This is a genomic window from Nocardia sp. IFM 10818, assembly GCF_054655275.1.
In genome coordinates this window covers 103229-128741 of the sequence record NZ_BAAHJH010000001.1, presented here as the reverse complement: position 1 = coordinate 128741, position 25513 = coordinate 103229, and the positions used below count along the sequence as shown (strand labels likewise).

The window sequence follows — 25513 nt, the reverse complement described above, 5'->3', positions numbered from 1 at the left end:
AGGCGTCCCGCCGCCCGCGGCGGTCCGAATGCTCGGCCCCGAATGCGACTGCACCGCTGCATTTCTGGACGATCCTCCGGAGCCACTCGACAGCCCCGGGTGAGCCGTGCATCAGCGAGCACCGTATCGGTCGGCGAATCGGTCATCGGTCTGTGACATCGAACGCCGTGGCGGTCAGCGCGGATTCGCGGACGTCACGGTGACCGAAGGTTGGGTATGCAGGGGCAAGGGGGTCAGGGGTGGTGCGGGAGTGGCGGCGGTGCTAGGGGCGTTGGTGCCGCTGGGGACCGCCGGCTTGATGGAGGATGCGGGAGGGGAGGGGTGGATGTACTCGTGCGAGTTCGAGATCAGATCGATGGATTCTGTGACCGGCTGGGGGGATTGGTCGCCGAGGTCCAGTGGCTCCCAGGGGATTTCATTGGGGAGGGAGGGGGAGGGCGGGTCGAGATCGGTGGGGGCGGACTCCGACGGGAGGGTGGGGTCGGTGTAGACCGGGGCGGTGGGGTTTGCGAATTGTGGTTGGGGGGAGGGGAATTCGCTGACGGCGGGGCCCAGTTCCAGGTTGTCGGTGGTGGGAGAGCCCGAGTCGCCGGCGGAGTATTCGGCGCGGAGGACGCAGCCGTCGAGGGAGAGGATTCGGCCGAGGGTGGAGTGGACGGCTTCGGTGGTGCGGGGGTCTTCTTTATCGGTGCCCGGATAGGCCTGGCAGTCGGTGGTGTCGCAGGTTTCGGCGTAGGGGTAGCGGGATTCGGCCAGGGCGTAGGAGCGGGCGGCTATGGCTTGGGCGCGCAGGGCTTCGGTGCCGCCTTGGTCGGCCCAGTTGGGGACCATTTCGGCGGGGACTACGCCTTGGAGGTAGTCCTCTATGTCCACGTAGTTGATGGTTCGGTAGGCGCCATTCTCCAGGGCTACGCCCAGGGTGCCGCGGTATTCGCTGCCGCCGCAGAGGCGGAGGTGTTCTTCGGCGGGGCGGGCGGTGCCTTCGTAGATGGGGTAGACCCAGGGGTCGTCGGTGGAGCCTTCCCAGAGGACTTCGCCGTCGCAGCCGGTGGTGATGACGACGTCGGCGCCGGTGGGGGTGGGGGTGAGGTGGGCGGCCTGGCCGGGGATTACGCGGCGGCCGGCTACCAGGAGGCCGGCGTCGGATTCGACGTCGAGGGTGCTGTCGTCCTGGGCCATGAGGCGGACTCGCACGGGGACGGGAGCGATTTCGGTGAGGGTGGCGCCGGGGTAGTAGTGGGCCAGGATGGATTCGGCGGTGGAGCCGTCCTGGGCTCGGGAGTAGGCGCCGTTCTGGCTGAGGCCGCGGCCGTGGCCGGGGCCGGTGGCGGCGGAGAATTTTATGCCGCCGGGCCAGGCGTAGAGGAGAACTCCGGTGCTGGTGGCGAGGGTGAGGGCGGCTAGGGACAGGGTGAGCAGGCGGCGCCTTCGGCGGCGCCTGTGTAGGTGACCCTTCGGCATGTCATACCCATTCTTTCGTGAGGCGAAGCTACATTCGAGTTACCCGAAGCTAATCCTCAACCAAACATTCAGGGCTTGTGACAGTTGGGACTAGTGTGATCGTTGATTCGTCAGGAAGCAACTGTGGCATTCGGGCGAGGTTCAACGGTTTTACCTGGAATGGGAGATGCACGTGCCGTACCGCAGAGCGAAACAGTCCTATGCGCTCCCGGTTGTCACCATCCTGGCCCTGACCGCGCCGTTTGCGGTCCTGGGGCTGAGCGACTCCCCGGATATTCGGGCCATGGATGAGAGCAATCTGGCAGCAATACCTGCGACTCTGGCCGAGGTGGGATTGGCCTCGGCACCGGACATCGTCTTGCCGCTCCGCGAGCTGACCGGCTTGGATCTGCCCGATCTGCGGCTGTCCGACCTGCGAAAACTACCTTTGCCCGCGTCGATCCGGGTGCCGGATGCCTTGGAGGCGCCGCTCGGCATGGAGCTACCGGACGAGATTCCGCTACCGCGACTAAGCCAGCCGGGTCAGCCCGGCGCAACCAGCCCTTACGGACCCTCCCAGAACGCTCCGGGATTCATTGCCGATCCCGAACCGATCGACGAAACCCCGTCGGGCACAACACAACCCGCCGTCCCGGAAATCACCGGCGATCCGCGTACCCCGGCCCTGGCGCCCGGTGCGGTACCCCACGAACTGGCGAGCAAGGTCGGCCCGCAGGTCAAGGAACTCACTCGCGACACCCCCTTCAGCATGGTCGCGCTCACCGCGCAGGATATGGCCGGAACGACGGCGCTCATCCGCGCGAAGCGGCCCGATGGCAGCTGGGGGCCGTGGTTCTCCGCCGAACCCGTGGACTCACCGGGACGGCCCGGCGCGACGCGCACCGGCACCGAGCCGATCTATGTCGGCAATACCAAGGCCGTGCAGATCCTGGTGACCCGCAAGGACACCGGCGCGGCCCCGGCCGCCGCGCCGACGACGGGTTCCGTGCCCGGCGAGGTCCCCGCGACCGCCCCCATTCCGCGCAATGACACCGCGGGCGACCCCGCGCAGGTCAACCTGGAAAAGCTCGCCGCCATCCTCATCGATCCGGGCCGCGGCGCCGCCGACGAGAACCTGCACCAGGTGGCGGCCGCGCTGCCGGGCGGCGGGCCGAAGGTGATCACGCGCTCGCAATGGGGCGCCGACGAATCCATCCGCTGCGATGAACCCACCTATGACGACGGGCTGTCGGCGATCACGGTGCACCACACCGCGGGCCGCAACGATTACAGCCGCGCCGAATCCGCGGGCATCGTGCGCGCCATCTTCGCCTATCACGCCAAGACCCTGGGCTGGTGCGATATCGGCTACAACGCGCTGGTCGACAAGTACGGGCAGATCTTCGAGGGCCGCTTCGGCGGACTCGATCGCCCGGTCGAGGGCGCGCACGCGGGCGGCTTCAATATCAATACCGCCGGCGTCGCCTTCATGGGCAATCACGAATCCGAGGAGCCCAGCGACGCCGCCGTCGAATCGATGGGCGAATTCATCGGCTGGCGCGCCAAGGTCGCGGGATTCGATCCGGAAGGGTCCTCCACCATGTATTCGGAGGGCAGCGAATTCACCCGGTACGCCTTGGGACAAGCGGTGAAACTGCCGAATGTGTTCGCGCACCGCGATGTCGGCAACACCACCTGCCCGGGAGACGCCGCCTACGAGGTCATGGACCGCATCCGCGATATCGCGAAATCCTTCGCGGGCCCGGGACCGGTGATCACCACGTCGCCGGACAATTCGCGACTACGCCCCGAGCAGAATGCCGGGAACCAGTACCCCGGCAACGGGTATCCGCAGCGCCCGACCACGCCGAACACCGACGCCGATCTGGCGACCCTGGCCGAACTGACCACCAAACTGCTGGGCCTGCTCGACCGCAGCCCGGTGGCGCGGTACTGGAACGAGCAGGGCGGCCCGAACAGCGCACTGGGGCAACCGGCTTCGGAACCGCAGCCCACCGCGGACGGCGGCCAGTACGCCAGGTTCGTCAACGGCTACGTCTACGCCACCCCGGACGGCCGCGTCTTCGCCGTGGTCGGCAAGATCCTGGAGCGCTTCCTGCAATTGGGCGCCGGCACCGGCATTCTCGGCCTGCCGCTGAGCAACGAGTACCCGGTCGACGACGGCGTGCGCGCCGACTTCCAGAACGGCTCACTCATCTTCAACCGGCTCACCGGCATCGTCACCACCGTGCTGAAGAACTTCGGCGCCGTACAGGATCCGGCCGCCTCGGTCATCCCGGAGGTACTCGGGACGCCGCCGGCGCAGGGTGACCAGGTTCCGGCGCCGGGCGACCAGGGTCCGGCGCGACTGCCGGAACAGGCTCCCGGCCAACCGCTGGAAACGCCCGCGGGGCCCTAGCGCCGCACGGCGACGGGAGTTACATCCACCAGCGTTCGAGAATGCGCGCGACGCCGTCCTCATGGTTGGCGGCGGTCACTTCGTCGGCGGCGGCGATCGCCTCCACGTGCGCATTGGCCATGGCCACGCCGTGCCCCGCCATGCGGAGCATCGGGACGTCGTTGGGCATATCGCCGAAGGCGATGAGCGTCGCGTGCTGGACGCCCAGGCGCTGGGCGACGGTGGCGAGTCCGGTCGCCTTGGTGACGCCGGGGGCGGACAGTTCGATGAGGCCGTTGTCGGTCGAATAGGTGAGGTCGGCGCGGCCCGCGAGGTGGGGCTCGAGGATGGCGCGCATATCGCCGCTGGACGCACCGGGTAGGCGGATCAGCATCTTGATCGCGGCGGCCGCGATGACCTCGGCGCGCGAGACCTCGGTGTCGTCCGGATTGAGCCAGGCGTGCTCGTACTCGGGCGAGCTCACGAATTGCGGCGTCGCCGCGTCGTGGGCGCTGACGCCGACGCGTTCGGCGGCCAGACCGCAGCCGGGCAGCAGGCTTTCGGCGAGATCGGCGATCCAGGCCAGGGTGTCGGTATCGAGCGTCGAGGTCGACAGGATGCGATCGCCGGCGCTGTCGTAGATGACCGCGCCGTTCCCGCACACGCACAGCGGCGCGTAGCCGAGCCCGTCGACGACCGGGTCGATCCAGCGGGGCGGGCGGCCGGTGGCGAGCACGAACGGCACGCCGTCCGCGATGAGGGCGTCGATCGCGGCTTTCGTGCGCGGGCTCACCTGCTCACTGTGGTCGATGAGCGTGCCGTCGACATCCGTGGCGACCATCTTGGGTTTAGGCAGGTGAAAGAGAGTCACCTAGTCCATCCTGCCTGAAATACGGACATCGAATGGTAACGAGGGGTGAATTGCTCCGCATTGGCTGAATCGTTGTGCCCGCGCTACCGCCCGGTTGCCCATGCCGGTCCCTATGATCTGTGCCTAAGACTCGACCCGAGAGGGACTGATGGCCGGATTTCTGCTGCGACGCGCGCTGAACTACGTCGTGCTGCTACTGCTGTCGTCGTTTCTCGCATTCTCGGTGTCGGCGTGGACGTTCGAGCCGCTCGCCTACCTCGAGGAGCGCAATCCGCGGCCGCCGCAGGCCGTCATCGACGCCAAGCGGGCGGAGCTGCATCTCGACGATCCGATTCCGATCCGGTACGCGAACTGGGTGGCGGGCGTGGTCCAGGGCGACTTCGGCAAGACCATCGCCGGGCAGCCGGTGAGCGAGGAATTGCCGCGCCGCATCGGGGTGAGCCTGCGGCTGCTGGCCATCGGCGCCATCGTGGGCACGGTGCTGGGCGTGCTGATCGGCGCGGCCAGCGCCATCCGGCAATACAAATTCAGTGATTACGCGACGACGGTGCTCTCGTTGCTGCTGTTGTCCACCCCGGTATTCGTGCTCGCCACTTTGCTGAAATACGGTGCGCTGGAGATCAACCTGACGACCGGGAAACAGATCTTCCTTTATACCGGCGAGACCTCGGCGACCCCGGTGAGCGGACTCTGGAATCAGATCGTGGACCGCATCCAGCATCTGATCGTCCCCACCACCGGCCTGGCGCTCGGCGCGATGGCCGGCTACAGCCGCTATCAGCGCAATGCCATGTTGGACGTGCTGGAAAGCGATTTCATCCGCACCGCCCGCGCCAAGGGTCTGACCCGTTCGCGCGCCCTCTACAAACACGGCCTGCGCACCGCGCTCATCCCCATGGCTACGCTGTTCGCGTATTCCATTGCCGGCCTGTTCACCGGCGCCACCTTCACCGAGAAGATCTTCGGCTGGCACGGTGTGGGCGAATGGCTGGTCGATGCCATCAATGCCCAGGACATCAATATCGTTCTCGCGGTCACCGTTTTCTCGGGCGCGCTGGTCCTGGTGGCCGGGCTGCTGTCCGATATCTTCTACGCCATTCTCGACCCCAGGGTGCGTGTCGGATGACAGACGTCGAAATCATCGTCCAGGGCGCGCCGCCGCCGGTCGGACGGCGCAAGCTGGTGTGGCGGCGGTTCCTGCGCAATCGGGTCGCGGTGACCTGCGGCGTCGTGCTGATTCTGCTGTTCCTGGCCGCCTACGTGCTGCCGCACTTCCTGCCCTACACCTACACCGAGCTGGATCCGACGTCGAAACTCAAGCCGCCCAGTGGAAAACACTGGTTCGGCACCACCGCCCTCGGTGAGGACGTGCTCGCGCAGACCCTGCGCGGCCTGCAGAAATCGCTGGTGATCGGTTTCGGCGCGGCGCTCATCGCGGCCACCATCGCCACCGTCGCCGGATCGGTGGCGGGTCTGCTGGGCGGGGTCGCGGACACCGCCATCATGTGGGTGGTGGACCTGCTGCTGGTCATCCCGTCCTTCATCATGATCGCGCTGTTCACCCCGAAGGTGCAGGGCAACGGGTCGATCCTGCTGCTCACCTTCCTCATCGCCGTCTTCGGCTGGATGATCACCGCGCGCATCGTGCGCGGCCTCACCATGAGCATGCGCGAACGCGAATTCGTGCGCGCCGCACGGTATATGGGCGCGAGCACCCGGACGGTGATCACCACCCACATCCTGCCGAACATCGCCTCCATCCTGATCATCGACACCACCCTGGCGGTCGGCTCCGCCGTCATGGCCGAAAGCGGTTTGAGCTTCTTCGGTTTCGGCGTGCAGCCGCCGGATGTGTCGCTCGGCTCGCTCATCGGCACGTATTCGAAATCGGCGCTGACCTATCCGTGGACGTTCATGTTCTCCGCCGGATTCCTGGTGCTCATCGTGCTGTGCGCCAACCTCATGGGCGACGGCCTGCGCGACGCCTTCGATCCCAGCGCCAAGAAGGCCCGGTCCAAGCAGGCACGGCGGAAGGTCGAGCAGTGAGCGAGAATTCGGCCGACCGGCTGAAGGCGACCACGGCGCCGCTGCTGGAGGTGTCGGATCTGCGGGTGTCGTTCCCCAGCGAGGAGGGCCGCGTCGACGCGGTGCGCGGGGTGGACTTCCGGGTCGGCGACGGCGAGGTGCTCGCCATCGTGGGCGAATCCGGATCCGGGAAGTCGGTGTCGTCCCTCGCCGTGATGGGCCTGCTGCCCGAACAGGCCCGGGTGCGCGGCTCGATTCGCCTGCGCGGCCGCGAGTTGATCGGGCTCGGCGACAAACAGCTGTCCACGCTGCGCGGCTCCCGGGTATCGATGGTGTTCCAGGACCCGCTCTCGGCCCTGACCCCGGTCTACCGGGTCGGCGATCAGATCGCGGAAGCCCTGCTCGCACACCGCAAGTTCGACAAACAGCAGGCCGCCGACAAGGCCGTCGAACTGCTCGACCTGGTCGGCATCCCGGATGCGGCCCTGCGCGCCAAGGCGTTTCCGCACGAGTTCTCCGGCGGTATGCGCCAGCGCGTGGTCATCGCCATGGCCATCGCCAATGATCCCGAGCTCATCATCTGCGACGAGCCGACCACCGCACTCGACGTCACCGTGCAGAAGCAGATCCTCGGCCTGCTGCGCAAGGCCCGCGATATCACCGGCGCGGGCGTCATCATGATCACCCACGATATGGGCATCGCCGCCACCGTCGCCGACCGCGTGGCCGTCATGTACGCCGGGCGCATCGTGGAAACTGCTTCTGCCGCAGAGCTTTTCACCGCACCCCGGATGCCGTACACGGTCGGGCTGCTCGGCTCCATCCCGCGCATGGACGGTCCGGCCCGCGCACCGCTCATTCCCATCGAGGGCGCGCCGCCGGCCATGCACGCGCTGCCGCCGGGCTGCTCGTTCGCGCCGCGCTGCCCGATCGCCATCGATGACTGCCATGCCGCCGAACCGCCGCTGCAGGACACCGATCCCGGACATCGCGCCGCCTGCATCCGCACCGCCGAGGTGGGCACCGACGGGCTGTTCCAGGCCTACCGCACCCAGGTCCGCGCGACCGCCACGACGCTGGAGAAACCGGCGGCGGACGACACCGTGCTGCGGGTCGAGGACCTGCGCAAGACCTTCCCGATCACCTCCGGCGTGGTGTTCCGCCGCCGCACCGGCGAAGTCAAGGCCGTCGACGGCATCAGCTTCGCGGTGCGCCGCGGCCGCACTCTGGCCCTGGTCGGCGAATCCGGCTCCGGCAAATCCACCACCCTGACCCAGATCATGGAACTGGTGCGCCCGGAGTCCGGCCGCATCGAAATCCTCGGCTACGACGTCGCGATGCTGACCAAACCGCAGCGCCACGAGATCCGGCGCAAGATGCAGATCGTCTTCCAGGACCCGTCCTCGTCCCTGGACCCGCGCCTGCCCATCTCCGACGCCATCGCCGAACCGCTGCGCATTGCCGGACGGCCCAGGGACGAGATCGCCCGCCGGGTCCCGGAACTGCTGCGCCAGGTCGGGTTGCGCCCCGAACACGCCGACCGCTATCCGGCCGACTTCTCCGGCGGGCAGAAGCAGCGCATCAATATCGCCCGCGCCCTGGCCCTGGATCCGGAGATCCTGGTGCTCGACGAACCGGTGTCCTCGCTGGACGTCTCCATTCAGGCCGGCGTGCTCAACCTGCTGCGCGACCTGCAGACCCAGCGCGGGCTGTCGTATCTGTTCGTCTCTCACGATCTGTCGGTGGTGCGTAATCTGGCGCACGACATCGCGGTCATGTATCGCGGGCAGATCGTCGAATACGGTCCGGCGGAACAGGTTTTCGCCGACCCGCAGGATGCGTACACGCGGGCGCTGATCGATGCGGTGCCCACCCCGGTGGCATCCCGATAGCCCGTCCGGTAGCGACCCGAGAGGAGACTGCGATGCGGATTCGCCGACTGGAGAAGGGATCCCGGCTGGGCCGCTGCGGCGGCGCGGTGCTGCTGGCGGCGGGGCTGGCGCTGGCCGGGTGCAGCGCGCCCGAGGACGGCGCGACCGGCACCGCGGAGATCGGCAGCGGCAGCGCCATCAATCCGCATCCGCGCGAGGACATCAAGGACGGCGGCAATCTGCGGCTGGCCACCACCGCGTACCCGGAGAACTGGAACACCCTCCAGATCGACGGCAACAACAATGAGATCGCGGAGATCGTCTGGCCCATGATGCCGCGCGCGTACGCCACCGACGCGGCGGGCAATCTGAGCGTCGACCACGACTACTTCACCGATGTGCAGCTGACCGGCACCGATCCGCAGCAGGTCACCTACACCATCAACCCGAAGGCGGTGTGGTCCGATGGCAGCCCCATCACCTGGGAGGACATGCGCTCGCAGTGGCTGGCGCTGAACGGATCGGACAAGACCTTCCTCATCGCCCAGACCAATGGCTTCGACAGGGTGGCGACGGTGGAACGCGGAGTGGACGACCGGCAGGCCGTGTTCACCTTCGAGCGCCCCTACGCCGACTGGCGCGGCCAGTTCTCCGGCAATGCCATGCTGTACCCGAAATCGGTGACCGCGACGCCGGAGGCGTTCAACAACTCCCAGGTCGAGGCCATCGGCCTCACCGCCGGACCGTTCCTGGTGCAGTCCACCGACCGCACCCAGGGCCGGATCGTGCTGGGCCACAATCCGAAATGGTGGGGTGAGAAGCCCAAGCTGGACACCATCACCATCAGCGTGCTCGACCGGATGGCCTGGCCGCAGGCATTGCAGAACAAGGAACTCGACGCGGCCATCCTGTCCACCATCGACGATCTGGCCACGGTGCGGGCCACGCCCGGAATGGAGATCCGCACCGCGCCCGGCAATCGCTGGCGGCACTTCACCTTCAATGGCGCGCCCGGATCCATCGTGGCCGATCCCGCGGTGCGGGTGGCGATCATGAAGGCCATCGACCGGCAGCAGATCGCCGATGTCATTCAGAACGGCCTGGTCGCGAAGCCGGAGCCATTGAACAATCACGTCTTCCTGCGCGGGCAGACCGGTTATCAGGACAATGCTTTCGCCTTCGATCCGGAGGCGGCCGCCCGGGAGCTCGACGCGCTCGGCTGGGTGCGCGAGGGCGATGTGCGGGTCAAGGACGGGCGCAGGCTGAGCATTCGCGATGTCATGTACAACGATCCGACCTGGGTGCAGATCGCCAAGCTCATTCAGCAGGATCTGGCCAAGATCGGCGTCGAGCTCACCATCGACACCCGCGCGGGCGCACGGTATTTCCCGGATGTCATCCAGCCCGGCGATTTCGACGTCTGCCAGTTCACCTTCGTCGGCGACGTGTTCGCGTTCAGCAGCATTCCGCAGACCTACGGGTTCTACCCCGATGACGTGCAGAACAACTTCGGGCGCATCGGATCGCCCGAGCTCAATGAGCTGATCGAGAAGACCCTGTCGGAACTCGATCCGGCCAAGGCCATCGAGTTGGCGAACCAAGTGGACCGCAAGGTCTTCGAGGAGGGGCATTCGCTGCCGTTGATCCAGGGGGAGGGCAACTACGGCGTGCGGGCGGACCTGGCGAACTACGGTGCGCCCGGGCTGGCGTCGTACGACTACACCACGATCGGTTTCTTGAAGTGAGGGGAACCGTCCCGGAGAAAGGAGCGATCCCGATGCGGATACGTTCGGCTGTAATACGATTCGCCATCCCGGCGGTCGCCCTCGGACTGCTGGTCTCGGGGTGCAGCGCCGACGAAGGGGTCGGCGGGACCGCGGAAGTCGGGACGACCAACGACATCAATCCGCATCCGGTGGAGGATCTGAAGGACGGCGGGAATCTGCGGCTGGAGGTCAGCTCCTTCCCCGCGACCTTCAACTACCTGCACATCGACGGCGGCGATTCCGATACCAGCGCGATCATCAGCCCGACCATGCCGGGCAACTTCACCAGCAATGCCGCCGGTGAGCTGACCGTCGATCACAACTTCTACACCAATATCGAACTGACCAGCACCAGCCCGCAGCAGGTCACCTTCACGCTCAATCCCAAGGCGGTGTGGTCGGACGGATCGCCCATCACCTGGGAGGATCTGCGCTCGCAGTGGCAGGCGCTGAACGGATCGAATCCCGGCTACCTGATCAACTACTCCTCCGGCTTCGACCGCGTCGCCAAGGTGGAGCGCGGTGTCGACGACCGGCAGGCCATCGTCACCTTCGACAAGCCGTACTCGGAATGGAAGCAGCTCTACGGCATCCTGTACCCGAAGCAGATCACCGGGACACCGGAAGCCTTCGAGAATGCCGCGCGCAATGAAGCCCCGCTCAGCGCGGGCCCCTTCATGATCACCAATATCGATCGCACCGCCAACCGGATCACGCTGAGCCGCAACCCGAAATGGTGGGGCGACACCCCGAAACTGGAGAACATCACCTTCAGCGTCCTCGCCAATGAGGCCCTGCTCCCGGCCATTCAGAACAATGAGATCGACTACGCGTACATGTCCGGCCTGGAGAACGTGACCGGCGCCAGGAACAGTGCGGGGGTGGAGATCCGGCGCGCGGCCGAACCGTCCTGGTCGCACATCACCTTCAATGGCGCGCCCGGCTCGCTGCTCGAGGATGTGAAGCTGCGGCAGGCCATTGCCAAGGCCATCGACCGGCAGGCCATTGTGGAGAACAGCCAGTACGGCATCGTCGACAATCCGAAGCCGCTCAACAATCACATCTTCATGGCGGGACAGAAGGGCTACCAGGACAATTCGGCCCCCATCGCCTTCGATCCGGATGCTGCCGCCCGCATGCTCGACGAACTCGGCTGGATCCTGCCGCCGGGCAGCGATGTGCGTGAGAAGGACGGCCGCAAGCTCGAGCTGCGCAATGTGATGTACCAGCAGGACCGCTGGGTGGACACCGCCAAGATCGTGCAGCAGAACCTGCAGCGGGTCGGCGTGAAGATGAATATCCAGACCGTCCCGGGCACCGGCCTGTTCCCGCAGGTCATCGATCCCGGCAATTTCGAACTGGCCCAGTTCAGCTGGGTCGGCTCGACGCTGCCCATCGGCGCGCTCCCGCAGATCTACGCCTACGACCCGGAGAACCTGCAGGGCAACAAGGCCCGCATCGGCTCGCCCGAGCTCAATGCGCTCATCGATCGCACCATCTCCGAGCTCGATCCCGAGAAGGCCATCGAGCTGGCCAACCAGTGCGACAAGATGATCTTCGAGGAGATCTACTCGCTGCCACTCCAGCAGGCGGCGGGCACCTACGCCGCCCGTATCGACCTCGCCAACTGGGGCGCGTTCGGCCTGTCCTCGCCCGACTACACGAAGGTCGGCTTCCTGAAGTGAATCCCCGGACGGGCCAGCCGCTGGCCTACCCGGTGCTCGTGACGATCGGCGTCCTGGCGATATGTCTCGCCGGGGCGCCGTTCGCCGATCCGGAGCTGCTCGGGCTGCTGGGAACCGTGGGCCTGATCGTGCTGGGCTACAGCGGTTTCCGGCTCCTCATAGCCACTCGCACCACGGCGGGCACGGCCGCGTTCACGGCGCAGGCCGCTCCCGGCGAGCCGCGAGCGGGCGAGCGCGGCGTGATCGCGCGGCGGGTGCGGCAGCAGCACCGGCTCACCAGCCGCACCTGGCTGGAACTCGACGCCCGGTACCGGACCGTGTGGCTGCCGGTGTATTTCGATCCGGCCCTCACCACGCTCACGCCGACCAGCATCGAAGTATCCCCGCGCGCAATCCATATCGACGGGCTGCGCGTGTACCCCTCCGGCCGGCTGCGGCGCACCGAGCCGGTCGGCCGGCTCGTCGACAATCCGGCGCGACCGGCCCCGGACGGCCCGGCCACCGCCGCGCGGGCCGCGCGGATCGGGCGACGCCTCCTGCTCGACGCCCAATCCGCCGTCGTCGCACCGTTCGTCGGCCTGCTGTGGGTCTATGTGGCGGGCGGCGGGATCACCGCATTCGCGGCGGCCACGATCGTCGCCGCGGCCACCGTCACCTGGCTGGCCGCCATTCGGGGCTCCGACCCCAGCTGATCACTCCTGCGGGCGCGATTCCCGGCGGGCGGCGCGCTCGGCCACCTCGGCGGCGTCGAGGGCGTTCGCCTCTTCCAGCGTCGGCGCGCTGCCGCCCAGCCGGGCCGGGACCCAGTAGGCGCCGGGCTCGTGGGTGTAGTCCTTCTGCAGGTCCAGCAGCATGGATTGCATTGTGGAATGCAGCTTCTCGGTGAGGGCCGAGGCGGGCTCGAACGGCTGGATGGGCGCGCCGACCTCCATGGAGATGGGGGTGTTGGTGCGGCCCAGGCGCTTGGGGTGGCCCTTGGTCCAGACGCGCTGGGCGCCCCAGATGACGATCGGGATGATCGGGACATTCGCCTCGATGGCCATGCGCGCCGCGCCCGACTTGAATTCCTTCAATTCGAAACTGCGGCTGATGGTGGCCTCCGGGTAGACGCCCACCAATTCGCCGGCGCGCAGCCGGTTCACGGCCTCGTGGTAGGAGTCCGCGCCCGCGGTGCGATCGACCGGAATATGCTTGAGCGCCCGCATGATCGGACCGGCGATCGGATTGTCGAAGACCTCCTTCTTCGCCATGAACCGGATATAGCGCTTCGTCGTCCGCGCGGGCAGACCCGCGTACGTGAAGTCCATATAGCCGGTGTGATTGATGGCGATGACCGCTCCACCCGTGGCCGGGATGTTTTCGTCGCCTTTGACGGTGAACTTCAGGCCCTGCAGCGCGAACACGGTGCGGGCCAGCCCGATGATCGGGAAGTAGACGGGTTCCACAAGTCCGCTAGCGTAGTCGCTGCTCAGCCCAGAACCTGTGACTCAGGCAACACCTGTTCCGACGAATACGAAAGAGGTTCGCACGCGTGGAAACCGCCCCGACAGCACTGCGTTCACGCGACCGCAGGGGACTGCTCGGCAGACGGAGTCTCGCGGCGCTCGGCGCGGCGCTGCTGAGCGCCGGATGTGATTCCGCGGTCGGGATTCCGGGCGATGGAATCGTCTCGTCCGGGGATCCCCGCACCGTCATGGCGGTCACCGCCGCCCCCGCGCCGGACCAGTCGGCGCAGGCCGCGGCGGCCGTGCGCGCCTTCGCGGCCGATCTGCGCGGCGGCGACCTCGACCAGTTGGAGACCACGTGCTGGACCATGGCTCCGCTCAACGTGCGGACCATGTACGCCGATCCGGAGCCCGTGCTCGCCGCGCTGGAGCGGCCGGGCGCGCACACCGGATCGACCACGGTGTGGAAGGACGGCGGCGTCACCGTCGTGGTGCCGGATGCGGCCGTGACCGGCGGGTACGCCTGTCCATATGTCTATACGGACGAGGCGGAGATCGGATTCAACGATGCCGACGCCCGGCACACCGTGCGGCGCTATCTCTCGCGGCTGATCGGCGAACCGGTGCATCCCGAGGACGACGAGCAGGCCCATCCCCTGGTCTGCGCCGCCGATTCGGGCGATTGGGACCCCCATCGAACGGGTAAATCGGGCAAGCCGCCGCTGGCCGGAAATCCGGGCGCGCTCGCGGGCATCCGGGGTTTCGTGGACCGATCCATCAAATCCGAGTGGCCGCGCGGCGCGTACATCACCGTATCGGTCCCGGTCACCACCGCCGCCGGCGTGCAGAAGAAACAGATCTTCACCCTGAAGTCGGGCGACGAGGGTTACTGCATCGGCGACGTCTCGGGGTAGCAAGTACCCTGGGTGGCTGGTAACGGTCAGGGAGGAAGATAGCTCGTGCAGATCACCAGCGTCGGACACGCCGGATTCCACATCCGTACCGCAGCGGGGACGATCCTGTGCGATCCATGGGTCAATCCGGCCTACTTCGGATCGTGGTTCCCGTTCCCGGACAATACCCAGCTGGATTGGGACGAGCTCGGCAACTGCGACTTCCTCTACGTCTCGCATCTGCACCGGGATCACTGGGACGCCAAGCACCTGGCCGACAAGGTCAACAAGGACGCCGTCGTCCTGCTGCCCGACTACCCGGTGCCGGACCTGAAACGGGAACTCGAGAAGCTCGGTTTCCACAAGTTCGTGGAGACCGAGGACTCGGTCAAGCACACCGTCACCGGTCCGGGCGGCGATCTGGACATCATGATCATCGCGCTGCGCGCGCCCGCCGACGGGCCCATCGGCGACTCCGGCCTGGTCGTCTCCGACGGCGAGACCGTCTGTTTCAACATGAACGACGCCCGGCCGGTCGACATGGACGTGCTGCACGACGCCTTCGGGCACGTGGACATCCACCTGCTGCAGTACTCCGGCGCCATCTGGTACCCGATGGTCTACGACATCCCCACCAAGACCAAGGCCAACTTCGGCAAGCAGAAGCGCCAGCGCGGCATGGACCGCGCCCGCTCCTACATCGAACAGGTCGGCGCCACCTGGATAGTCCCGTCCGCCGGGCCGCCGGTCTTCCTCGACGACGAACTGCGCTACCTCAATGACGATCGCGGCGACGAGGGCAATATCTTCCCCGACCAGATGGTCTTCCTCGAGCAGATGAAGATCCACGGAAACGAGGGCGGGCTGCTGATGATCCCGGGCTCCACCGCGGAGCTGCGCGGCAAGGAACTGCTCGGGCTCACCCACCTCGTCGATCCGGCCACCGTGTACGACGACAAGGCCGCCTACATCGAGGACATGGCCCAGCGCATGGCCCCCGTGCTGGCGGCCGAAAAGGCTTCCTGGGCAGTCGATGACGGCACTCCCCTGCTGCCGCAGCTCAAGGAGCTCTTCGAGCCGATCATGGCGCAGAGCGACCTCATCTGCGACGGCATCGGCTATCCGGTCGCCCTGGTCATGGGCGAGGAGACCGTGGTCCTCGACTTCCCCAAGCGCGTGGTGCGCGAACCCATCGAGGGGGAAGGCAAGCAGCGCTACGGATTCCGCATCGATCCGCAATTGGTGCGCACCGTACTGCGCGACAACGAACCCGACTGGGTGAACACCATCTTCCTGTCGACCCGCTTCACCACCTGGCGGATCGGCGGCTACAACGAATTCCTCTACACCTTCTTCAAATGCCTCACCGATGAGCGCATCGCCTACGCCGACGGCTGGTTCGCCGAGGCGCACGACGATTCCGCCTCCACCGAACTGGCCGGCTGGGAAGTGCAGCGCCGCTGCCCGCACCTGAAGGCGGACCTGTCGAAATTCGGTGTGGTGGAGGGCAATACCCTCACCTGCAATCTGCACGGCTGGCAGTGGGATCTGGAATCCGGGCGGTGCAAGACCTCCAAGGGCCACGAACTGCGCTCGCGCAAACTCTGATCACACGACTCCGGCCGGCGTTCGCCACGTCGGCCGGAGAGTGTCGCCGCTCTGCGGGCGGTCAGGTCAGTTCACGGGTCAGGCGCGAGGACCACGGGCACCAGAAGCAGCCGGGCAGGAAGGCGCCGCAGGCCTCGTCGAGATGGTCTTCGACATAGGTGATGCTCGCATCGCAGACCTCGATGGCCATGGTGAAGAACGTGATCGTGTCCGGATCCAGATGGAAGCTCCAGCCCGGGTTGTATTCCGCCGTCTGCTTCCTGATCCGGCCCATGACGTGGACCGACATTTGTTCCTCGCCGGAGAGAATCCGGCGAGCCTCCTGAATGCGCTGTTCGTTGGTCAGCCGAATAACGAATTCTTTGCCGGAATAATCGGTGAATGCGAAGTCCGCCATGATGATCCCTCGCTCGATGCGTTGGGTGAATGGGGAGGGTCCTGCCATTCGATGGTAAGCCTCACGAAGCACGCAAATTGCTGAAATCAATTGTGTGGCAATGCATTTTGCGGGACCGACCCGTTTGATTCCGGGCAAACGGCGGCGCGGAGATCGACTAACCGCGATCGGGAACCGACTGCCCGTTCCCGTGCGTAATCGACTGCAACCCAGTCCGTTTCGCTTGAATTATCAAGTCTCGAATGGCCATCGCGCCGCGCGCCACCGGCGCGGCGACCCGGCCGTCCGCATCGATCAGCACGCCCGACGGCGTCCCCCGCACCCGATACCGCAGCGCCGCCTCATTACCCTGCTGCACCAGCACCGGGATCTCCCCCAGCCCCTGCTCGCGCCCCCACGCCGCATGCTCGGCCACATCACCGTTGCCCACCACCGCAATGGTCAGCGACCGCGCCGCCCGCACCTGCCAGCGCGGCAGTTCCCGCGCCAGCGCCGCGCACATCTCACAACCGGGATGCACGAACACCAGCAGCAGCGACCGCCCCGGTGTGAGCAGCGAGTCCAGATTCGCCCGCCCGCCCCCCGCCGTCTTCAGCAATTCGAACTCCGGCGCGACCGCACCCGGCGGCAGGCCCTCCGCACCGAGCGTCGAGAGCACCTGCTCGTCCAATCGCCGCCGCAGCACCCGTATCTCACCCCCCAGCCACACGAATATCGCGACGAAGCCCGCCGCCACCGCCATGCCCACCGCATGATCCAGCGGCAGCGCCCCCGGCACCTCCGGATATCCGATCGCACCCACCGCCACCGCCAGCGCGAGCAGCATCAGAATGGCATTGCGCACCACCGTCCGCACCCCTATCGGCGCGGCGCTGCCCGCCCCGAAACACGAACACGCCGGATGCCGCCCCTGCCGGAGCAGGCGCAAGACCGCCCCGGTGAACACACCGAGCAGCCCGACCGCCACCAGCGCCGCCCCCGCCGCAGTCCACGACGGCAGCACCGCCGCCGCGATCAGCGCCTCGAAACCCGGCAGCGCCCAGGCCACCGCGGGCGCCCAGCGCAGGTGGATGCCGAACTCCCCCACCGCCTTCCGCGTCCCCGCCAGATCCGCGAATTTCCCCGCCGCCGACAATCCGAACACCACACCCAGCGCCAGCCGCAGTCCCCACACGCCGTATTCGATGGTCATGCCCGCACCATGACACACCCGGGCGAACTCGAAACGATAATCGGGAGAACGCGATTCGATCGCCGATCGGATCTCGGGCCACAGTGCCGAGCGATCCGGGCAGCACCTCCGCGGAGCGGCGGCCTACGCGGCTCGGGCGGGTGTGCGCGCGGCGAGCGCCACGGCGGCGAAGGTCAGCGCGCAACCCACCACCGCCGTGGCCGACAACCCCGGCCCGCTGGGCGTGAGCACATCGAGTACCAGCGACATCAGCAGCTGCCCGGCCACCGTGGTCAGCCCGAGCAGCAGTACCCCGATCCAGCGCACCGTCACCACCGCCAGCGCAATGAACGCGACGCCCACGACGCCACCGAGATAGAGCCACGGCTCGCGGGGAAAGGCGGTGGGCCACCCGGTCCTGGTGACCACCGCGGTTTCCACGATCAGCAATCCGGCCAGGCCCGTCGTGAAATTCGCCAGCGTCGCCGACAGCGGCCCGCCGACCGCCCCGACCCGCCCGTTCACCGCCTGCTGCCACGCCACCCCCAAACCCGCCAGCAGCGGCAACCCGATCAGCAACACCTGCGGTCCGCCGCGCAAGGCCTCCGGCACCGCCAGCCCGCCCCCGCTGTCGGCCCGCCCGAGCGCCGCGAGCGCCACCGCCACCAGCGCCAGCCCCGCGCCCCCGGCCCGCAATCCGGTCACCGGCGTCCGCCCGCCCGGCCCCAGCCCGAACCGATCCACCACCAGACTGCTCACCAACTGCCCCGCCACCACCGCCACGGTGAACGCCGTGACCCCGATCGCCCCCACCGTAAGCCCCTGGCACGCAACGAAAAACGCCCCACACAACCCCCCGAGCAACTGCCACCACCGCAACCCGCCCGCCCGCAGCGCCACCCAGACCCGTCCCAGCCCCGCCCGTAGTCGGCCACTGGCCCCGAACGCGATCAACAACAGCACCAACCCCGCCCCGAAGCTGATCACGGCCGCCGCCACCCCATCCTGCAACCGCTCCCCCAAGGCCCCATTGATCCGAGCCTGCCCCGCCACAGCCGCCCCGATACACCCCCCGAACACCAACCCAACCCGCCGCCGCATCGCCACCCCTCGATCTTCCCCCGCACCCCGTTCTGAAACGACGCCGACCGGGAACTGGTGGCGGCAAATCGCGAGAAGCCCCCGCCACCAGTTCCCGGTCGGCGATGTTTCACTTGTTCGTCCCACCCGATCGGTCGACGCGTGATCCTCTGGCGACGCCGCACCACCATCCCGTCCGACCGGCGTGGTTCCGGCCCCTGAGGCACTGCAACGAAACCGGTGGATTCCGGCCGAACACCTGCCGGAATGACGGCCGCGCGACGACCCGGACCAGGTGGCGCGGGCGCGGACCTCCCGATCGGGTGCTCAGTCACCGGTGGTGCGACGCGGCACTTCGGGGACCGAACCGGTCGTGCGGGGTGGCAGCCACGCCGGTACCAAAGCCGCTGTCGCGAGGAGCGGAACACCGAGCAGCGCGACCACGGTCGGTATCGACAGCCACAGCGAGGCCACTCCGACGAAGGCGAACACGGCCACCGCGAAGACCTCGGTGACCAGGCCGGAGACCGAGGTGACGGTGGCTCGGGCGGGGCCTTCGATGGCGTCCTGGAGGCGGGCGTCGGCAATGACGTTCGCGTTGTAGTTGATGCCGTAGGCCGCGCCGATCGCCGTGAAGCCGAGAGCGGTCAGGACGTAGACGGCGTTCGGGTAGGCGAGGGCGAGTCCGGCCAGCAGTGCGCCGCCGAGGAACAGCAGGCCGCCGACCGCCAGGGCGATGGACATGGTGCGGGGCGCGATGGCTTCGGTGCGGCCGGCGGTGACCGCGCCGATCAGGGCGCCCGCGACCGTGACGCCGACCAGGATCGCCGCCACCCAGGGCGATACGCCGGCATCGCCCGCCAGCAGGGCGAAGTACTCGTCATAGGCCGTGACGCCGTCCAGCAGGGCGGCGAGCAGCACGCCCCGGCGAATCACCGTGACCCGCAGCGCCTCCCGAAGGCCCGATCGGAGCATATGCAGGTAGCGGGCGACAGCCGCCGAGCCGGCTCGAGGCGAAACCGCCGTGGTCGCGGCGGTTTCGGGCGTCTCGGCCGGCTCCGGATCCTCCAGCTCCTCGACCGCACCGGCCGAGACCGCCTTGGGCGCGCCCGGCAACGCGCAGGCCGCGAGCGTGTGCACCGCGGCGATCGCCACGCTGGACCAGCCCACCAGGGCGTAGCCGCCCCAGGCGTACAGCGGCGCGGCCGCCAGAATGCCGATCAGCGCGGCGGATTCAGCGGCGCCGCGGACATAACCCATGATTCGGGGGTATTCGGATGTGGCCCCGCGCCCGCGTCCATCCATCGACGGGTACGCCGCGAGATCGTCGTAGATCAGCGCCTCGAAGGTGCCTGACCGCAGCGCGCCGGAAGTACCCCACAGGATGAAACCCAGGGCGAATCCGGCATAGGTCGGCCACAGCGTCCAGGACGCGAAACCGGCGACCAGCAGGAATCCGGACAGGATCAGCAGGGCGCGCCGGGAGACGGTGTCCGCCCAGGCGCCGGACGGCACTTCCAGTAGGAAGGATGTGGTGGACCAGATCGCCAGCAGCGTGGAGATCTGCGCCGTGTTCAGGCCGTGGTCGGCGAAGAGCAGGGCGTAGAGGGCGTAATACGGGATCAGGTCCGCCGTGAGGGAGAACAGGACCGCACGCACGGTGAGACCGCGCACCGAGGCCGGGCGCAGGTCGCGGTTGCTACCGCTGAGAGCGCGGAGAGATCAACAGCCGTAGATGAGCATGCGCATGTGGTCAGCTTGGCGCGCCGCCGGGACCGCCGTCAAGGGGATTGTCGATGGGGATCCAGCCATTGGTGTTGACCTCGTGGTCGGCGACGGCGGCCCCGACCAGGCCGTGGCGCTCATTGAGGTCGCTGATGAGTTCGGAGACCGGATGCGAATCGCTGTAGTGGTAGCCCTGGGCGAGGGCGAAGCCCAGTTCGGTGAGGACCGCGGCCTGGTATTCGGTCTCCACGCCTTCGGCGATGACCTGGAGGTCGAGGGATTTGCTCAGCGCCGCAATGACTCCCAGCAGCGGCGGGGCCGGGGAATCGGAGCGGATGGCGGCGACGAAGGACTGGTCGACCTTCAGGATGTCGCTGGGCAGGGTGGCCAGGCGGCTCAGGGACGAATAGCCGGTGCCGAAATCGTCGATGGCGATCCGCACCCCGCGCTCGCGCAGGGTGTGCAGATTCGCGATGGCGGTCTCGGATTCGGCGGCCAGTTCGCTCTCGGTGACCTCGAGGACCAGCTGATCGGCGGGCCAGCCGGTATCGGCGAGAATGCCGGAAACCCGGTCGGCGTATTCGGTTTCGGCCAATTCCAGACCGCTCACATTCACATTGAGGGTCAGGTCCAGCTGCGCGAAGGTCTCCTGCAGGCGGGCGGCGTCGGCGCAGGCCCGGCGTAGGACCAGTTCGTCCAGATCGGAGATGAGGTCGTATTCCTCGGCGACCCGGATGAGCCCCTCGGTGGTGACATCCGGCTGCGCGTGCGAGGACCAGCGCAGCAGCGCCTCCACCCCGACCGCGCGGGTGGCGCCGTCGGAGAGGCTGACAATGGGCTGGTACTGCACGTCGAGGGTGCCGCGATCGATGGCCTCGCGCAGCTCCACCGCCAGCGGCAGCTGCCGCGAGGATTCCAGCACGGTGCGATTGCGGCCCGCCTGCTTGGCCCGGTACAGGCCGACATCGGCGCGGCTCACCAGCAGCGAGCCGGATTCGCCCGGCTGCCAGGAGGTCACGCCCGCGGAACAGCCGGTGGTCACCGCGGCGCGCAGCTGCTCGGTCAGCAGGATGGCGGCCTGTTCGGTGGTGCCGGGCAGCAGCAGGGCGAAGGCGTCCCCGCCGTAGCGGGCCAGACGCTGGTCCGGCGCAAGCAGTTTCGACCAGGTGTCGCCCACCCGCTGCAGTACGGCGTCGCCGGCGCGGTGGCCGAGATGGTCGTTGATCTTCTGGAAGCGGTCCAGGTCCACCAGCACCAGCGCCAGCCCCTGACCGGTGCGGGTGGCGTGCGCGATGGCGTTGCTCAGCGCCCGATCGAACCCGCGGCGGTTGAGCAGACCGGTCAGCACGTCGATATCGGCGTCGGACGCCATGCGGGTCAAAATGCCGACCACGATGCCGATTCCGAAGGTGATGCCCGCCGGAATCAGACCGGACCACCACGGCAGACCGCGCGAGGGTACCACCCACAGGCAGCAGGCGATGGCGAAGGCCAGATGCACGCCCAGCCAGCGCCACGCGAAGAAGATGGCCGCATCGCAGGCCACGAACACATAGAACGCGGCGAGGCTGATGGCGCCCACGGTATTCGGGAACCAGTGCACCGCAATGGTGACCAGCACCGTCGCCATGCCGACGTACACGTGATGCACCGAATGCGGCATCCGCGGACCCCAGATCAGCAGACTGATGCCGAGCAGCAGCGCGACCAGCGCCGCCGTACCCACCAGCGGCCGATTGCCCTCATCACCCGGAGCGACCGCCGTGATGATCAGACCCAGCACCCCACCCATGACGTAGAACGCCCCGGTGGTCCGAGCCATGACCATTGCCGTCGCCAGCGCCGACGCCGCCCGCACCCGGGTTCGGGTATCGCCGCGAGACCCGATTCCTCGCACGCTGCCTAGCCTAAACGGTCCGCCGAATTTTGCCTGCGCTTCGCTACTGCTGGGTTCGCGGCTCCCGAAAACCATTCCCCTTCGGGAGGGATTTCAGCGAATCGGCTTCAGCACTTCGGTTCCGACGAACGGCACCAGCGCGGCGGGCACGCAGACCGACCCGTCGGCTTGCTGATGGTTCTCCAGGATGGCGACGATCCAGCGCGTGGTGGCGAGCGTGCCGTTCAGCGTCGCCGCGGTCTGCGGCTTGTTGTTCTCGTCGCGGTAGCGCACATTCAGGCGGCGGCCCTGGAAGGTGGTGCAGTTCGAGGTCGAGGTGAGTTCGCGGTAGGTCTGCTGGGTGGGCACCCAGCCTTCGCAGTCGAACTTGCGGGCCGCCGAGGATCCGAGATCACCGGCCGCCACATCGATCACGCGATAGGGCACCTCGACGGCGGCGAGCATTTCGCGCTCCCAGGCCAGCAGGCGCTGATGCTCGGCATCGGCGTCCTCGGGCTTGGCGTAGACGAACATCTCCACCTTGTCGAACTGGTGCACGCGGATGATGCCGCGGGTGTCCTTGCCGTAGCTGCCGGCCTCCCGGCGGAAGCACGACGACCAGCCGGCGTAGCGCTTGGGACCCTCGCTCAGGTCGATGATCTCGCCCGAGTGATAGCCGGCCAGGGGCACCTCCGAGGTGCCGACCAGGTACAGGTCGTCCTCCTCGAGGTGGTAGACCTCGGCCGCGTGCTGGCCCAGGAATCCGGTGCCCGCCATGATCTCCGGGCGCACCAGCACCGGCGGGATCATCATGGTGAAGCCATTGGCGGTGGCCTTCTGCGCGGCCAGCTGCAGCAGGCCCAGTTGCAGCAGCGCGCCGTAGCCGGTGAGGAAGTAGAAGCGCGCGCCCGAGACCTTGGCGCCGCGCTCCATATCGATCAGGCCCAGCGACTCACCCAGCTCCAGGTGATCCTTGGGCTCGAAGTCGAACTCGCGCGGCGTGCCGACGGTCTCCAGCACGATGTAGTCGTCCTCGCCGCCGGCGGGCGCGCCGTCCTGCACGACATTCGACAGGGCGCGCATGGCGGTGTCGAGATCGGCGTCGGCGGCATTCTCGGCCGCCTCGGCCTCCTTCACCTTCGCCGACAGCTCCTGCCCCTGGGCCAGCAGCGCCGGGCGCTCGTCCGGGGACGCCTTGCCGACCTTCTTGCCGAGGGCCTTCTGCTCGGCGCGCAGATTGTCGGCGGTCGCCACTGCCGCGCGCCGGGCCGCATCCGCCTCGAGCAGGGCGTCCACCAGGGCCGGGTCCTCACCGCGCGCACGCTGCGACGCACGGACCACGTCCGGGTTCTCCCGCAGGAATCGAAGGTCGATCATAGGCAATAAGCCTAGTGGGCGGCCTCCACTGATTTTCGCCCAGGTCGGGGCCCGGGCGAGACCGCTTGTCCCGCCGCCGAGCTCACAGTTTCCCGCGGTTTTTCCCGCGTTTTCGGCCGCTGCCCAGCAGGCCCCGCCATAGTGGGGGCCATGGCCTCCGGTAGCGGACCCATCCCTTCCGTGCCACGGTTGTCGAGCCGGCCGGTCGGCGCAGTCAATTCCGAGGAGTTCCCATGCAATACACCCCGGACACAGTCGATTTCATCGTGGTGGGCGCCGGATCGGCCGGCGCGGCGGTGGCCGCGCGGCTGAGCGAGCGCATCGGCACCAGCGTCGCCCTCGTGGAGGCGGGCAGCGCCGACCGCGACAAATTCATCCGTATTCCGGCCGGGTTCGCGCAGCTGTTCCAGGGACCCAACGACTGGAACTACCGCACCGAGCCGCAGCCCGAACTGCGCGACCGGCGGGTGTACTGGCCGCGCGGCAAGATGCTCGGCGGATCATCCTCCATGAACGCCATGATGTGGGTGCGCGGCTTCGCCGCCGATTACGACGAATGGGCCGAGCACGCCGGACCCGGGTGGTCGTTCCAGCAGGTGCTCCCCTACTTCCAGCGCATGGAGGCGGTCGAGGACGCCAGCGAACCCGGCGAGGGCGTGAACGGGCCGCTGCACATCTCCCGCCAGCGCAGCCCGCGGCCGCACACGCTGAACTATCTGCAGGCGGCGGTGGAGGCCGGGTACAAGGTCGAGCGCGCGAATCTGGATGAACCGCAAGGGTTCACGCAGACCATGGTGACGCAGAAGCGGGGCGCGCGGTGGAGCACGGCCGACGCCTATCTGCGGCCCGCCCTGCAGGCGCATCGCGATCTCACCATCGTCACCGACGCGCACGTCACGCGGGTGCTGTTCGAGGGCACCCGGGCCATCGGCGTCGAGTATCAGCTCGGCGGGGAGCTCAAACAGCTCAAGGCCAAGCGCGAGGTGATCCTGTCCGGCGGCGCCATCAATACCCCGCAGTTGCTCATGCTGTCCGGTATCGGCGATTCGAACCAGCTTCGGGCACTGGGGATTCCGGTGCTGCACCACTCGCCGGAGGTGGGCCGCAATCTGCGCGACCACCTGGCCGCCCCCATTGTCTACCGCACCCGCGCGGGCAGTCTCTTCGGCGCGGACAAGAGCATTCCGGAACTCGCCAACTACCTGCTACGCCGCCGCGGCCAGCTCACCTCCAATGTCGGCGAGGCGTACGGCTTCGTGCGCAGCCATCCCGATGTCGGGCTGCCGGACCTCGAGTTGATCTTCGGCCCCGCCCCGTACATCGGCGAGGGCCTCGGCGATCCGGACGGCCACGCGCTCACCTTCGCGGCCATCCTGCTCAAACCCACATCCACCGGCGAGATCACCCTCGCCTCCGCCGACCCGTTCACCGCACCCCGCATCGATCCCCGCTACTGCGCCGAATTCACCGACCGCACCGCCCTGCTCAATGGCCTGCGCACCTGCGTCGAGATCGCGAATCAGCCCGCGCTCAAGGAACATATCGGCGAGCTCATGCAACCCGCCTTGCCCTCCGACACGCCCATGGAGGACGTGCTGCGGCGCTGCCTCGAGGACCACTCGCACACCCTCTACCACCCGGTCGGCACCTGCCGCATGAGCACCGGCGAGACCGGAGTCGTGGATCCCGAACTGCGCGTGCGCGGCGTGGCCGGCCTGCGCATCGCCGACACCTCGGTCATGCCGATCATCACCCGCGGCCATACCCACGCCCCGGCGGTGCTGATCGGTGAAAAGGCGGCCGACCTGATCAACGCCTGACCGAAACCGACAGGTCCTGACCCAAGAGGACATGGCGGGGGTGCGGCGGCGCTGCAATGATGGAG

At 67.8% G+C, this 25513-nt stretch carries 19 protein-coding genes; 10 read left to right on the top strand and 9 right to left on the bottom strand.

Annotation, left to right across the window (positions count from 1 at the left end):
* Positions 1-174: 174 nt before the first annotated feature.
* Entirely contained in the window at positions 175-1461 is a 1287-nt protein-coding gene (locus ACYQ5L_RS00600) for a SpoIID/LytB domain-containing protein (protein WP_459954869.1), read from the bottom strand.
* Positions 1462-1627: 166 nt separating this feature from the next.
* On the opposite strand from ACYQ5L_RS00600, the gene ACYQ5L_RS00595 reads away from it, so the two are divergent.
* On the top strand, positions 1628-3859 hold the full coding sequence (locus tag ACYQ5L_RS00595; protein WP_459954868.1) for an N-acetylmuramoyl-L-alanine amidase: 2232 nt from the start codon (positions 1628-1630) through the stop codon (positions 3857-3859).
* Positions 3860-3878: 19 nt separating this feature from the next.
* On the opposite strand, the gene ACYQ5L_RS00590 is transcribed toward ACYQ5L_RS00595, so the two are convergent.
* A complete protein-coding gene (locus tag ACYQ5L_RS00590) occupies positions 3879-4679 on the bottom strand; it encodes an HAD family hydrolase (protein WP_459954867.1) in 801 nt (266 codons plus the stop codon).
* A gap of 178 nt (positions 4680-4857) precedes the next feature.
* On the opposite strand from ACYQ5L_RS00590, the gene ACYQ5L_RS00585 reads away from it, so the two are divergent.
* The 6 genes from ACYQ5L_RS00585 to ACYQ5L_RS00560 are packed head-to-tail and all read left to right on the top strand — an operon-like array spanning position 4858 to position 12748.
* On the top strand, positions 4858-5835 hold the full coding sequence (locus ACYQ5L_RS00585) for an ABC transporter permease (protein ID WP_459954866.1): 978 nt from the start codon (positions 4858-4860) through the stop codon (positions 5833-5835).
* On the top strand, positions 5832-6755 hold the full coding sequence (locus tag ACYQ5L_RS00580; protein WP_459954865.1) for an ABC transporter permease: 924 nt from the start codon (positions 5832-5834) through the stop codon (positions 6753-6755). The genes ACYQ5L_RS00585 and ACYQ5L_RS00580 overlap by 4 nt, the downstream gene beginning before the upstream one ends.
* Positions 6752-8626 carry a dipeptide ABC transporter ATP-binding protein gene (locus ACYQ5L_RS00575; RefSeq protein ID WP_459954864.1) on the top strand — a complete coding sequence of 625 codons (1875 nt, stop codon included), beginning with the start codon at positions 6752-6754 and terminating at the stop codon, positions 8624-8626. Before ACYQ5L_RS00580 ends, ACYQ5L_RS00575 begins: the two co-directional genes overlap by 4 nt.
* A gap of 32 nt (positions 8627-8658) precedes the next feature.
* The gene (locus ACYQ5L_RS00570) at positions 8659-10350 is read left to right on the top strand and encodes an ABC transporter family substrate-binding protein (RefSeq protein WP_459954863.1); all 1692 of its coding nucleotides are present in this window, start codon (positions 8659-8661) and stop codon (positions 10348-10350) included.
* Positions 10351-10382: 32 nt separating this feature from the next.
* Entirely contained in the window at positions 10383-12056 is a 1674-nt protein-coding gene (locus tag ACYQ5L_RS00565; RefSeq protein ID WP_459954862.1) for an ABC transporter family substrate-binding protein, read from the top strand.
* The gene (locus ACYQ5L_RS00560) at positions 12053-12748 is read left to right on the top strand and encodes a hypothetical protein (RefSeq protein WP_459954861.1); all 696 of its coding nucleotides are present in this window, start codon (positions 12053-12055) and stop codon (positions 12746-12748) included. The genes ACYQ5L_RS00565 and ACYQ5L_RS00560 overlap by 4 nt, the downstream gene beginning before the upstream one ends.
* Here ACYQ5L_RS00560 and ACYQ5L_RS00555 read toward each other — a convergent pair whose 3' ends face one another.
* On the bottom strand, positions 12749-13501 hold the full coding sequence (locus tag ACYQ5L_RS00555) for a lysophospholipid acyltransferase family protein (protein WP_459954860.1): 753 nt from the start codon (positions 13499-13501) through the stop codon (positions 12749-12751).
* 86 nt (positions 13502-13587) lie between these two features.
* On the opposite strand from ACYQ5L_RS00555, the gene ACYQ5L_RS00550 reads away from it, so the two are divergent.
* Together ACYQ5L_RS00550 and ACYQ5L_RS00545 are read left to right on the top strand one after the other, a co-directional pair.
* Complete coding sequence (locus ACYQ5L_RS00550) at positions 13588-14415, top strand: hypothetical protein (RefSeq protein ID WP_459954859.1); 828 nt, start codon at positions 13588-13590, stop codon at positions 14413-14415.
* A 45-nt stretch (positions 14416-14460) separates the two neighbouring features.
* On the top strand, positions 14461-16002 hold the full coding sequence (locus tag ACYQ5L_RS00545) for a Rieske 2Fe-2S domain-containing protein (RefSeq protein ID WP_459954858.1): 1542 nt from the start codon (positions 14461-14463) through the stop codon (positions 16000-16002).
* 61 nt (positions 16003-16063) lie between these two features.
* On the opposite strand, the gene ACYQ5L_RS00540 is transcribed toward ACYQ5L_RS00545, so the two are convergent.
* The 6 genes from ACYQ5L_RS00540 to serS all read right to left on the bottom strand — a co-directional run bounded on the left by ACYQ5L_RS00540 (position 16064) and on the right by serS (position 23628).
* Complete coding sequence (locus ACYQ5L_RS00540; protein ID WP_379193933.1) at positions 16064-16399, bottom strand: BP74-related protein; 336 nt, start codon at positions 16397-16399, stop codon at positions 16064-16066.
* 157 nt (positions 16400-16556) lie between these two features.
* Positions 16557-17591 (bottom strand): MauE/DoxX family redox-associated membrane protein, encoded by a 1035-nt coding sequence (locus ACYQ5L_RS00535; RefSeq protein WP_459954857.1) that lies wholly within the window; start codon positions 17589-17591, stop codon positions 16557-16559.
* A 123-nt stretch (positions 17592-17714) separates the two neighbouring features.
* Positions 17715-18671: a DMT family transporter gene (locus tag ACYQ5L_RS00530; protein WP_459954856.1), complete on the bottom strand. Its 957-nt coding sequence runs from the start codon at positions 18669-18671 to the stop codon at positions 17715-17717.
* A 306-nt stretch (positions 18672-18977) separates the two neighbouring features.
* A complete protein-coding gene (locus ACYQ5L_RS00525; protein WP_459954855.1) occupies positions 18978-20309 on the bottom strand; it encodes an MFS transporter in 1332 nt (443 codons plus the stop codon).
* A gap of 94 nt (positions 20310-20403) precedes the next feature.
* Positions 20404-22272: a putative bifunctional diguanylate cyclase/phosphodiesterase gene (locus ACYQ5L_RS00520; RefSeq protein ID WP_459954854.1), complete on the bottom strand. Its 1869-nt coding sequence runs from the start codon at positions 22270-22272 to the stop codon at positions 20404-20406.
* 93 nt (positions 22273-22365) lie between these two features.
* Complete coding sequence (gene serS, locus ACYQ5L_RS00515; protein ID WP_459954853.1) at positions 22366-23628, bottom strand: serine--tRNA ligase; 1263 nt, start codon at positions 23626-23628, stop codon at positions 22366-22368.
* A gap of 233 nt (positions 23629-23861) precedes the next feature.
* On the opposite strand from serS, the gene ACYQ5L_RS00510 reads away from it, so the two are divergent.
* Positions 23862-25448, top strand: a complete 1587-nt coding sequence (locus tag ACYQ5L_RS00510) for a GMC family oxidoreductase (RefSeq protein ID WP_459954852.1) — start codon at positions 23862-23864, stop codon at positions 25446-25448.
* Positions 25449-25513: the final 65 nt, after the last annotated feature.